12 protein-coding genes are annotated in these 12884 nt (G+C 36.0%); 6 read left to right on the forward strand and 6 right to left on the reverse strand.

The features are described 5' to 3' along the window. Nucleotides 1–154 precede the first annotated feature (154 nt). Together IQ215_RS13665 and IQ215_RS13670 are read left to right on the forward strand one after the other, a co-directional pair. The gene (locus tag IQ215_RS13665; protein WP_193801964.1) at nucleotides 155–1603 is read left to right on the forward strand and encodes a DUF3084 domain-containing protein; all 1449 of its coding nucleotides are present in this window, start codon (nucleotides 155–157) and stop codon (nucleotides 1601–1603) included. An 84-nt stretch (nucleotides 1604–1687) separates the two neighbouring features. Next, the gene (locus IQ215_RS13670) at nucleotides 1688–2830 is read left to right on the forward strand and encodes a DegT/DnrJ/EryC1/StrS family aminotransferase (RefSeq protein ID WP_193801965.1); all 1143 of its coding nucleotides are present in this window, start codon (nucleotides 1688–1690) and stop codon (nucleotides 2828–2830) included. Nucleotides 2831–2853: 23 nt separating this feature from the next. Here IQ215_RS13670 and IQ215_RS13675 read toward each other — a convergent pair whose 3' ends face one another. The 3 genes from IQ215_RS13675 to IQ215_RS13685 all read right to left on the reverse strand — a co-directional run bounded on the left by IQ215_RS13675 (nucleotide 2854) and on the right by IQ215_RS13685 (nucleotide 5376). Beyond that, entirely contained in the window at nucleotides 2854–3009 is a 156-nt protein-coding gene (locus tag IQ215_RS13675) for a hypothetical protein (RefSeq protein ID WP_193801966.1), read from the reverse strand. Next, nucleotides 2982–4559: a S8 family serine peptidase gene (locus IQ215_RS13680; protein WP_193801967.1), complete on the reverse strand. Its 1578-nt coding sequence runs from the start codon at nucleotides 4557–4559 to the stop codon at nucleotides 2982–2984. The genes IQ215_RS13675 and IQ215_RS13680 overlap by 28 nt, the downstream gene beginning before the upstream one ends. Nucleotides 4560–4662: 103 nt before the next feature. Continuing rightward, entirely contained in the window at nucleotides 4663–5376 is a 714-nt protein-coding gene (locus IQ215_RS13685) for an energy-coupling factor ABC transporter ATP-binding protein (protein ID WP_193801968.1), read from the reverse strand. 93 nt (nucleotides 5377–5469) lie between these two features. Here IQ215_RS13685 and IQ215_RS13690 point away from each other — a divergent pair, with 93 nt between their 5' ends. Together IQ215_RS13690 and IQ215_RS13695 are read left to right on the forward strand one after the other, a co-directional pair. Next, the gene (locus IQ215_RS13690) at nucleotides 5470–6030 is read left to right on the forward strand and encodes a DDE-type integrase/transposase/recombinase (RefSeq protein ID WP_193801969.1); all 561 of its coding nucleotides are present in this window, start codon (nucleotides 5470–5472) and stop codon (nucleotides 6028–6030) included. Between the two features lie 11 nt (nucleotides 6031–6041). Next, nucleotides 6042–7421, forward strand: a complete 1380-nt coding sequence (locus tag IQ215_RS13695) for an O-antigen ligase family protein (RefSeq protein WP_193801970.1) — start codon at nucleotides 6042–6044, stop codon at nucleotides 7419–7421. Here IQ215_RS13695 and IQ215_RS13700 read toward each other — a convergent pair. Then, nucleotides 7360–7842 (reverse strand): DUF1499 domain-containing protein, encoded by a 483-nt coding sequence (locus tag IQ215_RS13700; protein WP_193801971.1) that lies wholly within the window; start codon nucleotides 7840–7842, stop codon nucleotides 7360–7362. The genes IQ215_RS13695 and IQ215_RS13700 overlap by 62 nt on opposite strands. A 291-nt stretch (nucleotides 7843–8133) precedes the next feature. On the opposite strand from IQ215_RS13700, the gene IQ215_RS13705 reads away from it, so the two are divergent. Together IQ215_RS13705 and IQ215_RS13710 are read left to right on the forward strand one after the other, a co-directional pair. Beyond that, nucleotides 8134–8610, forward strand: coding sequence for a YbjN domain-containing protein (locus IQ215_RS13705; protein ID WP_193801972.1), 477 nt, complete (start codon nucleotides 8134–8136; stop codon nucleotides 8608–8610). A gap of 93 nt (nucleotides 8611–8703) precedes the next feature. After that, nucleotides 8704–9207 carry a tetratricopeptide repeat protein gene (locus IQ215_RS13710; protein ID WP_193801973.1) on the forward strand — a complete coding sequence of 168 codons (504 nt, stop codon included), beginning with the start codon at nucleotides 8704–8706 and terminating at the stop codon, nucleotides 9205–9207. A 123-nt stretch (nucleotides 9208–9330) separates the two neighbouring features. Here IQ215_RS13710 and IQ215_RS13715 read toward each other — a convergent pair whose 3' ends face one another. Together IQ215_RS13715 and trpB are read right to left on the reverse strand one after the other, a co-directional pair. Then, a complete protein-coding gene (locus tag IQ215_RS13715) occupies nucleotides 9331–11091 on the reverse strand; it encodes a two-component system response regulator (RefSeq protein ID WP_193801974.1) in 1761 nt (586 codons plus the stop codon). Nucleotides 11092–11509: 418 nt separating this feature from the next. Continuing rightward, on the reverse strand, nucleotides 11510–12754 hold the full coding sequence (gene trpB / locus IQ215_RS13720) for a tryptophan synthase subunit beta (protein WP_193801975.1): 1245 nt from the start codon (nucleotides 12752–12754) through the stop codon (nucleotides 11510–11512). Nucleotides 12755–12884 lie beyond the last annotated feature (130 nt).

Consider the following 12884-nt stretch of genomic DNA (forward strand, 5'->3'; position numbering starts at 1 on the left):
GAGTGGGAGTGATGAGGAGTGGGGGTGATGGGGGGATAATAGTTTAATTGTGGTTAATTGTGATCAATGTTTTTGGGAAAGAAACCCTACAGTATAATATTGATAAGATTCGGAAGTTACCTAGGTTTGCCGATTTTGATCATAGAGGATTATAATGACCAGTGCTTATGTACTAATTTTTGCGGTGTTAATATTGGGAGGGTTAATTGCGGCCTTGGGCGATCGCATCGGTACAAAAGTAGGTAAAGCTCGGTTAAGATTATTTAACCTCCGGCCAAAGCAAACGGCGATCGTAGTATCAATTGTTACAGGTATATCGATTTCAGCTTCTACCCTAGGCATATTATTTGCCCTGAGTGCTTCCTTGCGTCAAGGAATATTTCAACTAGATGAAATTCTCAATCGTCGTCGAGAAGTGGAGGAAGAATTAGCCCAAGTAACGGAAGAAAAAAGCAGGGTTGAGGAGGATTTACAAGAAGCCCAAGAGCGTCAGCAGGAGGCAAGGGATGTTTTACTTAATACAGAGGCAGAATTAAGCCAAACCCAAGAGTTATTAGACGAAATTTATGAACAAACCCAGAGTTTGACAGCGGAAGTAGAAGCCATTGAGCAAGAAAGGGCGACTTTATTAGAGGAAAAAAATAATATTGAACAACAAAGTCTCACTTTACAAAGGGAAATTCGGGAAAAAGATCAAGAACTTAATTTAAGATTAGATGAAATTAATGAACAAGAACAAATTTTAGCTCTCCAGTCAACTACCTTACAGGAATTACAAAAACAACAACAAGATTTACGGGCAGAAATTCAGTTTAGAGATCAACAAATTAGTAACTTAGACAGTGCGATCGCCCAAAGAGATCAAACATTAACAGAAAAAGAAGAATTATTATCTCGATTAGAAAGAGATCGTAAATTTTTTGAAAGGGAAATCCAAGTATTAGAACAATATTATCGCACCTATCAAGACCTGAGAGAAAGACCGATTGCCTTAGTGAGAGGACAACTGATAACCATTACCCTTGTTAGGGTTGAGGATAACACCAACCTAGAAGAATTAATTGACGGCGTATTAAATGAAGCCAATCGAGGAGCCATGAGAATATTAGGTTATGGGGAAGAATTTGCCAATCAAAGATTTGTACAAATAAGCACCGCTCAGGTAGAACAAATTCGCAATCAACTATCGGAAAAAGGAGAATATTTAATCCAAATTTTAGCAGCAGGAAACTACGTTCAAGGAGAAGAAACCGTAAGAATTTTTACCGATGTTTCCCCCAATCAAAAAGTATATGAAAAAGATGAAATAATAGCCCTATCGGCCATAGAATCTAACGATATATCTAATAATAATATCCAAGAAAAACTAGACTTTCTTCTTTCTGTCACCCAATTTAGGGCAAGACAACAAGGAGTCTTAGGGCGTATTGTCATCGGTGATGGGCAACTAATTTCCCTCGTAAACTTTATCCAAGAATTAGAAGGCTCTAATCAGGGAGTAGATGAAATTAGAGCGGTTGCTAGTAATACTACCTATAGTTCTGGTCCTTTGCAAGTTAATTTATTGGTGATGTATCAAGGGCAAGAAATTATGAGGCTGTAACCCTAAGTATCTTTTCCCCATGATTTTTCAGAAATGAGAATCTTTTGTTATAAATAATTAGTTATTCAAAATATCGTAACTTTGATGGATAGTAATTTGCTTCATATTCCCTTCGTTGATTTATCTTGGCAAAATGAGCCTTTATTAGCAGACATTGATAAAGGAATGAGGGATGTTATGGCAAGGGGTGATTTTATTTTAGGGAAGGAGGTAAGGGAGTTTGAAGCCGATTTCGCTCAGGCTTGTGGGGTAAAATATGGTATCGGGGTTGGTAGTGGCACAGATGCGATCGCCCTTGGACTCAGGGCTTGTGGTATCATGGAAGGAGATGAAATCATCGTCCCTGCTAATACCTTCATCGCTACGGTTATTGGGGTAATCTTGGCAGGGGCAAAACCTGTCTTAGCGGATTGTGACATTAACACCGCCTTAATGGATTTGGAATTAGCCCAAAAAGTGGTTACAGAAAAAACAAAAGCGATTATTCCCGTGCATTTATACGGGCAAATGGTATCACCCCAAAAACTAAAAGAATTTGCCCAAAACAATAATTTAATCATCTTTGAAGACAGCGCCCAAGCCCATTTAGCCCAGAGAGAAGGAAAAATAGCAGGAAGTGTGGGTTTAGCTAGTGGGTTTAGTTTTTATCCGAGTAAAAATTTAGGGGCTTTTGGCAACGGAGGAATGGTGGTGACAGATAATCAAGAAATTGCTCAAAAATTGCGTAGTTTAAGAAATTACGGCGCCCCAAAAAAATATTACCATCAAAATTTTGGCACTAACAGTCGTCTAAATACCTTACAAGGGGTAGTCTTAAAAGTAAAATTACCCTATTTGCGAAAGTGGAATAATTGGCGCAATCAGGCAGGGGCAAAATATAATCAACTCTTAAAGCCCTTAGCAGAATATGGTATTACTCCCATTAAAAATGTGGTGGGTGAGGGGCATATTTATCATCTTTATGTTATCAACGTTAAACCTTCTTCGTTTTATGATCGTAATTTAATTCAGGATAAATTAAATGAGGTGGGTATTCAAACGGGGATTCATTATCCTATTCCCTGTCATTTACAACCTGCTTATGGTTATTTGGGTTATCAAAAAGGGGATTTTCCTAATGCTGAAAGTCTTTGTGATAATATTCTTTCTTTGCCTATGTATCCTGGTATTACCGATGAACAGTTACAAATGGTATCGGATAAAATTAAGGAAATTGTCAAGTCATAACAAGTTGGCACTATTATTTTACCTCAATTCTGGGTGATGAGGAGATGGGGAGTAGGGGTGATGAGGAGTAGGGGAGTGGGGGTGATGAGGTGATGGGGAGTAGGGGTGATTGATAATAGTTTAATTGTCCATTGTTGGGTATTATCAAGAGTTAATTTTCTTGGGCTACGGTGTGCCAAGCAAGGGCATAATTTTGGTTAGGCTGATTAACTTGATTCTGAAAACGGACTTTGATATGATATTCTGCGGTTTTAGGAATAGGGCAGAAAATATGTTCTACGCTATCAACCTGACTAACCGATGAGCAAATAATTTGATTATCCTTAGAGACTAAATATAAATCTAAATTATTTAAACCTTGATCGATAAATCTTTCGCCAATGTCATAAATTTGATTATTGTTGTTATCTGTTAATTCTACTAGACGATTCCATGTTAGGGTGATGGAAACAAAACTACCTTCGCGCAGGGGTTTTTTTAACTGATAACGATGATAATTATTAACTGACAAGGTGTCATAATTCCAACCCATTATATCTACGGATTCTTGGGGTTTCCATTGCCCTGCCATTAGTTGTTGATATGCTCGATATACATTTAGATGCCCTGTGCCCATTTCCATACTCAGGGGAATGGCAGGATTACGATAAGCATTAGTTTGTAACCATGTTCTATTTTTTTGGGTTAAAACCGTACGAGACATCCCTAGAAAGTCTCCGTTGCCGTAGTCTTCTATTTTTTCGGCTGAGTTTAATAGGATGGCTTTCATTACTTCCTGACGACGATAATCTAAACTCCAATTATCGATATTTTTGGCATAGGTGCGATCGCCCCCTTCCTGTAAAAGCGCTACTGCCCCTGTGATATGAGGTGCGGCAAAACTACTTCCTTGAATATTTTGTAACTCTCCTTCGGTGTTATAGGCTCGAATATTATTCCCGGGTGCTAGTAGGGAAATGGCACCCCTACCGCCAACATTAATTTCATTCCTAATTAATGATTTATCGACATCGTCGGTGGAGACGCTTAAATTGGCAAAATCTACTTTACGAAAAACCCCATTTACTGTGGTGCTATAGGCGGTGGTAATACCGTTATAATGGTCTGTGGGAATGGAAATTCCTCCTTTACCTTGATTTCCTGCCACTACGTATAAAACATTATGAACCCTCGCAGACCAATCGAGACATTGGGTAAATAATGCGTTACCATCTAGTAGGGGTAAAGGGCGATCGTCCCTTAACAAAGATTCCCCAAAACTAAGATTAATAGCCCTCACATCACCGTTATTTTGTAGGGCAATATGTTGGCTGGTTAAGCATTCTTCTGGTTGGGCGTTTCTTTGTAAAAAACCAATGGCTCCGGAGTAGAGATTAGCTAGGGGTGCAACCCCAGAAAAGCCTTTTTCATTACTTACCATCACCGATGCCACCATAAAGGCGTGACTATCAACGTATTGATTGGGCATCACTAGGGTATCACGAAAAAATAAACCCCTTAAGGGAAGACGACGATGAAACGGTGGTAATTTATCTAATCCAAACTGCATGGGGCGGCCTATTTCCACTTGCCCAATGGCGATTTTTCTTCCCTTTAAATTGTAGGGGGCTTGGTGGAGTTTTGTGGCTTCGATACCGACTTCTGATAAAGATTGATTTAATCCCCTCACAGGAAAACAAAATAAAGAGGGTAGAATCCCCCATGTCAAGGCAATTAAAATTCGCTTCATTAAATTGTTAAGGGGTAGCTAAAACTATATAAAATTTGAAAAAATATCTTTCATCAAAGATTGATTTTAATGTTTATTTTTAATAATGTCTATATGACTTCTGTTAATTGATACAGGATGGAGGCACTTCCAAATTATTTTCTTCCATCAAAGGGCGATCGCCCATAATCGTGGTAGGATTTCCATCGGCTACTATTTTTCCTTGGTTTAACACTAAGGTGCGATCGCACACTTCCTTTATCAATTCTAAGTCATGGGAGGAAATGATCATGGTTTGCTCGGAAGATTGCAAAAAATTAATTAATCGGCGTCTTGCTTTTAAATCCAGATTCGCACTCGGTTCGTCATATAATATTACCTTAGGTTGCATAATAAGTACAGAGGCGATCGCCACCATACACTTTTCCCCCCCCGATAACTCATAGGAAAAACGATTTAATAAATTTTCAACCCCCGTAACACTCAAAACATCCTGCAAACGCTTTTCTATTTCTTGAGGAGATAAACCCAAATTTTCTGCTCCAAAAATAATATCATCCCTAACCTGTAAACAAAACAATTGATCATCAGGATTTTGGAAAATGAAACCAATTTCAGGGTAAAATTTTCCTTTTTCTATCTTCTTATTAAACAAAAAAATATCCCCTCCCCCCAACGGCAATAAACCACAGATAGCAGAAAATAAAGTAGTTTTTCCCGAACCATTTGCCCCTAATAAACCTACTTTTTCACCCTGATAAATTTTAAAACTAAGATTATTAAAAATTATTCTTTCATTATACTTAAAACATAAATCATTAATAGATAAAACTACCATATCTCAAAATATATAAAACAGAAAAAATTATAATCAATTATGCTATGATAACCGCAATCGATCGCACCTACTGAATATCAATAAATAATCGCAATGAGGAGAATCAGTTATTATCAATGGGAACAAATTAGAGAAGAAATAATCCTTCTATCAATTCAATGGTATATCTTCTATTCATTAAGCTATAACGAATTACAAGAAATCATGGCACAAAGAGGATTCGCCATCGATAATACCACTATTAATCAACTAACCCAAGATTATTCAGTGATGGCACAAAAAAGGTGGCAAAAAACCCAGAAAAGACGCAATAAAGGATGGAGACTCGTAGAAATTCCCTTCAAAATTAACCATCGTCGTAAATATCTTTACCGTGCCATTGATGCCCAGGGTAACACTTTAGATTTTATGATTTCTGTCCAACAAAACAAAAAAAATGCTCGTCTTTTTTTCCAGAAAACTATCTCTCAAGATTTAGAAAATAGAGATAAAAATAAACTTAAACAACCTTCTAAAACTAACCCAAAAAATAATTTTTCTTCGGCTCTTATTTCTATATTATTATTAATTTTAGTGGGATATATTATTCTCGATAATGTGACCATCGATGTTAAACAAATACCAGAAAACATTGAAAATAATTCTAATAATTAATTTCTGAATAAATGTTAAATAAAATAACCAATCCTCTTAGTTACTTAAAAACAGCCCCTAATAAATTTTTCTTTGCTCTTTTTAACTTACCCTTTGTTTATAACTTAGGAATAATATTTATCATTATTTTTTTATTTCAACAATGGATTAAAGAATATCATCAGATTGTTACAAAAATTGAAAGTAAACTATTATTATTGCTCAGTATTTTCTTTATTATTTCTAGTATTTTTGCCGAAAATTCCCTAGATTCTTGGTTAGGATTAGCTAATTTTTTACCCTTTTTCGCTCTTTTTTTAGCCACTCAAAGTTTAATTAAAACTCCTAAACAATTAACTATCTCAGCTTTTTTATTAAGTGTTACTTCAATTTTTATTGTTAGCATCGGACTAGGACAACTTTTTGTTAATTGGCATATAGCTGGGTTATTTCGTTCAATTATAGGATGGCGAATTATTCTTAATGGTTCTCCCCCTGAAAGAATGTCAGCAATTTTTATTCATGCTAATTTATTAAGTCTTTTTCTCTGTACCAGTTTAACTTTTTGTACGGGTTTATTAATAGCAAATCAACCTAGATTTAAAATAAATATATCTAAGAATAAGTCATTTTATAAAATTAAACAACAACTTTTAAATATAGTTAATAACTATCGAAATATTCGTTACTTTCTGATTTTAACTATACTTTTTGACCTAATAGGTATTTATTTAACTAATTCTCGTGTAGGTTGGATTATAACTATTTTTATTTTAATTAGTTTTTCTATCTATTGTCATTGGTACAAAATATTACAACTAATCACATTGATGGGAATAATCGTTGGTTGGGCATCCTTTGGAAATCTACCAGGACAATCGATAATGCGTCAAATTGTTCCTTCTTCTATTTGGTTAAGATTATCAGATCAAATGTTCCCCGATCGCCCCTTAGAAACCCTTAGAATCACCCAATGGCAATTTGCAATGGAGATGACGGGCGATCGCCCCTTATGGGGTTGGGGACTGAGAAACTTTGATTATTTATACCATCAAACCTATGATATATATATCGGACATCCCCATAATTTATTCTTGATGTTAGGGGCAGAAACAGGATTAATAGGATTAATATTAACCTGTATTTTTGTGGGCTTAATTATTATTAAAACCATCAAAAGTTTAACGATAATAAAACATAACAAAAAAGATGCCATTATCCTCTTTACCTATCTAATAAGTTTTGGAAATTATCTCCTTTTTAATTTACCAGATAGCAGTATTTTTGACCTAAGATTAAACCTCATCGGTTGGATAATTCTTGGTAGCATGGCAGGAGTTAGTAACCAAATTAACCACGGGAGTTATAATCTGCGATCGCAAGACGAATTTGTTCAAGACGACGACGATTAACCCCCAAATCAGACTCCCCAAGACGGGAAGCCGAGCGCACCTCAATCACTGACTTATCTTCAGGAAAATAAAACTCCCCATCATCCACAAAACCCATAATCTTACTGCGAGACTCCGTGCGAATATAATCCTCAGTCTCCTCCACAACAACAGTATTAGGCACTACCGACAAAACCTTTAACAGAGTATCCTTTGCCGTCGCCCTATCCGAATCATAATCCATGGGCTTAATATAATGGGTTTCATCCGCCGATTCATTACTCACCACACAATTAGGAGTCTGAGGGCAAGAAGTGAGATGCCCCCGGGAAACCCCTAAATTTTGGGGTACAGCCCCTTCAAAATGAAAAATAGAGGCAAAAGGACTATACAAGGAAAAAAATACAATTAAAGAACTTAAAAAACCAGTTAATGCAACCATTATTTATGAGTAAGTAATTTACACATCAAATTTTAACAACAATACCCCCTCATATTAACAATCTTCTCCATTTGCCATTATGCGGACATAAAAAGGTTGGCATTGCTAATTTTGAGTATGAAACATGATTGAATTACAGTAAATGTATAGTATTAAAACTATTATTACTATTGCCCATTGCCAAACTAAACTAAAAATAATACCTTAATTCAGCAACGCCAAAAGGTTAATTGTTTGATCATCCTCGATTTGGTTTAATATGCTAGTGATAGTACATAAAAGGTTAAAACCATGACTAATGCAGACTTAATGGGAGAAGAATCTACAATGGAAGATAATTTAATGATGGATAGTTATCAGGTTAATCACAAGGATGAGATTGAAACGGTAATCTATAGTTTGGAAGAAAATGACAGCGCCATGGTGCTGAAAAATGATGATGGTTATTTGTGGAAATTTCAATATGGTAGCGTAGAAGTTTTTGTCCAATTGACGGGGGAAAGTGACGATGACTTGTTAACGGTGTGGTCCGTGGTTTTACCCTTACCTGCCAAAAATGAGTCAATGTTGATGAGGAAGTTATTAGAAATGAATTGGAGTGGTACGTTTGAAACTTGTTTTAGTATTTTTAATGAACAAATAGTGGTTTCTGCCCAGCGCACCATAGCCGATCTTTATCCCAGTGAAATTTCCCGTATCATTACTTTAGTGGCTACCATTGCCGATGATAATGACGATGATTTGTTAGCAGAGTATGGAAATAGTTGACGATTGGCTTTTAAAGGGTAGAAAATAGTTTAAGTATATTGATCGTTTTGCGATGGATATATGTAGTTTTTATTAATTGTCAATTATTTTATTGTGAACTCTTTTGCACTAGAAGAATTTACGAAAAGGTATCGTCAGGGTAAGTCTGCTTTTGAGTGTGGACAATATCGCCAAAGTGTTAAATATTTGGAGGATGCTTGTAAGTTAGTAACCCTCAATAGTCGTCTGGGGGGTGAGGTGCAAATGTGGTTGGTTAATGCTTATCAGGCGGTGGGTGATGGTGAAAGTGCGATCGCCCTTTGCCAAAATTTATGTATCCATCCCCATACCGATACCAAAATTCAAGCACAACGGTTATTATACATTCTCAAAGCCCCTGAGTTACAACGCCCCAAAGAATGGATGACAGAAATTCCCGACTTTAATGGGGAATCTCGTTTACCTGTTAATCGCCGTGTCAGTAACCCCCGTAAAATCGAGCCTAAACGACAAATCGAATTGGTGGATTTAAGCACCGTTAACACCAAGGATAATCAATTTTTGTGGGTTAGTTTAATTATATCCCTGGGGGCGATCGTCTCTTTATTTATACTTTGACAACCCCTACATTAATGTTAATTATATTTTTGGTCAAAAGATGATTATTTTTGTATATTTTTTGACCGTTATAATATACCCAAACTTTTGATATTTGTAATTTTTTATTTATAAAAATCCACCCTAACTATTTCTTAAATTAATTAAATCAATTAATTGGTCAAAGGCAATGGGACGACTGAATAAATAACCCTGAAAAAAATCACAATCATTATTCGCTAAAAAATTTAATTCCCCCGGGGTTTCTACCCCCTCCGCAACCACCTTTAAATTTAATTGATGAGCCATTTGGATTAAACATCGAACAATACTGGCATTTTTATAATTAGCATCAATATTTTTAATAAAATCTCGATCAATTTTTAAAGTATCAAAATTAAAATGTTGTAAATATCCTAAAGAAGAATAACCTTTACCAAAATCATCAATGGCAATTTTTAATCCTGCAGACTTAAGTTTATTTAACTTTTTAACCGCCAAGGAAGGATTTTTAACCAATAAACTTTCTGTTAACTCTATTTCTAAATAATGGGGATTAAAATAATTATCAGCTAATATCTTAAATATTTTTTGTTCCAATAACTTATCATTAAATTGACGGGGAGAAAAGTTAACAGATACCTCTAGTTTTTTTGGATATTTTTTCTCAAGAATTTTGAAATGTTCACAAGTCTTATTTAAAACCCATTCTCCAATTTTATCAATTAAGCCAATTTGTTCAGCAATAGGAATAAAAATCGCAGGGGAAACATTATTATGGGTATCATTATTCCATCGTAAAAGGGCTTCAACCCCGACGATTTTATTACTTTTAATATCTACCTTCGGTTGATAAAAAACCTCAAATTCTTCTTTTTCCAAAGCATCATGTAATTTACTTTCTAAAGATACTTCATTTTTATTATTAGTATGAAATGCAGGGGAATAAACCTCATATTGATTTAAACCTAAACCATTATTTTCCTTTACTACAGCCTTTGCATTATTTAATAATTCGTTAATTGAGTCTCCTTGAATGGGATAAAAACTTATACCAATATTAAAATCTATGTAAATTTTTTCTTTTTTATAAATAAGAGGAGGGGTGATTTTTTCTAATAAAGTTTCTGCTAAATCAATGGCACTTTGACGATGTCTGATGGGTTCAGTAATTACACAAAATTCGTAATGCTCTAGTTTTGCGATGATAACATCTTCCCCTAAATTAGCTTTTAATCTGCGTACCACCGCTTTAAATAAAGAATTAGAAACATCAATGCCTAATTCATCTCGGATTAAATTAAAACGACTAAAATCAAGGTAAAAAATAGGAATTAAAGAAGGAATAGTTTCTTCATAATTATCAGCATTGGCGTTAATTTGTTGATAAAAGACTTCTAAAATGGCGTTAAAATTTTCGACTAATGATAGTTGATTTGGTAATTGGGTAAGACTATCATATTTACTTATGGCGTCTAATTTTTGTTGTTGTTCTATTAACTTTAATTCTCTATCGAGAATTTGATGATATTTATTAAGGGCGATGTTAATACTTGTCTCTAAGACTTCTACTTTATATGGTTTGGCAATAAATCCGTAGGGTGAAGTTTGGATTGCTCTTTTAATGGTATCTTGATCGGTGTAGGCAGTAAGATAAATAATGGGAATAGGGTGGGAAGTTTTTCGGGTTATTTCTTCGGCAAGGGTGATGCCATCATCTTCACTTTTAATTTTAATGTCCATCAGGATGAGATTTGGTTTATGCCGATAAATCCCTGAAAGGGCATCCTTTTTATTATCCGCTAGTCCTACCACTTTATAACCTATCTTCTCTAAATCCAATTTTAGGCTTTCTGCTGCGATCGCCTCGTCTTCCACTATAAATATAGTAATGGGATTAGTCATAGTATTTTCTGATTAAGGAGAGGGCTAATGATTGATCTATTTTATCTTTAATTCTTGAGATTGAAACCTTTAATCCTATTTCAATAGTTATTGAATAGTTAAATAGCCTTTAAGGAAGAAGACTAATAAAAAATATTTTTGATTCAAAGTTAATTATAACTAATGTTTAAAATTAAATCATTACTAAAATAATAATAGTTAGTAATCAATAAGCCTTTATTTACAGACTGTGTAAATATCATTTAACTATTTTACCATCTAAGTTATTTTAGATTAACTAATAAAAATAATAATGGTGAAGAAATCTTTTACTATCCAAAAGAACTTCAAAAAAAGAAAATAATCCTCACCATAGAAAAAAAGATAGTATTAAACAACAAAAAACCCCATAGTAAAACCATGGGGTTATCACAACAAATTAAAGGTCAATACCATCAATATGTCGAGCAACGGTTTGCACATCCTTATCACCGCGCCCAGAGGAATTAATCACAATCTTGGGACTACCTTCTAGGGTAGGACATAACTTTTCCAGATAAGCGAAAGCGTGGGCGGTTTCTAAGGCGGGAATAATCCCCTCTAACTTGCACAGAAGTTGAAAAGCGTCGAGCGCCTCTTTGTCCGTAACACTATAATACTCTGCTCTACCCTCATCCTTCAAATAACTATGCTCAGGCCCTACCCCCGGATAATCTAACCCCGCACTGATGGAATGGGCTTCGGTAACTTGTCCATCTTGATCCTGTAATAAATAACTCATGGCGCCGTGTAATACCCCCGGTTGCCCTGCGGTGAGGGTGGCGGCGTGTTTGCCAGAGTTTACCCCACTTCCTGCGGCTTCAATACCGATTAAACGTACAGCACCATCTTTGACAAATTCATAAAATAAACCCATGGCATTAGAACCACCGCCCACACAGGCGAGGAGAATATCAGGTAAACCGCCCCATTTTTCCAAACACTGCTCACGGGTTTCTTTGCCGATAACCGCATGGAAATCCCTTACCATCATGGGATAGGGATGGGGCCCTGCCACAGAACCGAGAATATAATGGGTATTTTCTACGTTGGTTACCCAGTCTCGGATGGCTTCGGAGGTGGCATCTTTGAGAGTGCCTGTCCCTGCGGAAACGGGTTGCACGGTAGCCCCTAAAAGACGCATTCTGAAGACGTTTAATTTTTGGCGTTCCATGTCTTCTACGCCCATATAAATGACGCACTGTAAACCAAAACGAGCGCACACGGTGGCGGTGGCTACTCCATGTTGTCCTGCCCCTGTTTCGGCGATAATTCTTTGTTTGCCCATGCGTTTGGCCAGTAACACTTGCCCTAGGGCGTTGTTGATTTTGTGAGCCCCTGTGTGGTTGAGATCTTCTCTTTTGAGGTAAATTTGAGGCCCTGTGCCGTCTGGTTTGGCATAATGTTGGGTGAGTCTTTCGGCAAAATAAAGGGGGCTTGATCTACCAACGTAGTCTTTTAATAGTTCGTCTAATTCTTGGTTAAATTCGGGATCGTTTTTATATTGATTGTAGGCGGTTTCTAGTTCGCTCAGCGCGGGCATGAGGGTTTCGGGAACATATTTTCCGCCGTATTTGCCAAAGCGTCCAAAGTTGTCGGGTACTTGAATAGAATTATTGCTAGTTTTTATGGGTGTCGTGGTCACGGTCTTTATTTTTTATAGTATTTTTCTTTCTATCATTATGGTACATCTTGACCCACGGACTGTTAAACTCTCACAAAATCGGCAATATTTAACTTCAATTCGGGATAATAGTTATATGTAAGTACGGGAG

Source organism: Cyanobacterium stanieri LEGE 03274, from assembly GCF_015207825.1.
In the GTDB taxonomy this organism is placed as follows: domain Bacteria; phylum Cyanobacteriota; class Cyanobacteriia; order Cyanobacteriales; family Cyanobacteriaceae; genus Cyanobacterium; species Cyanobacterium stanieri_B.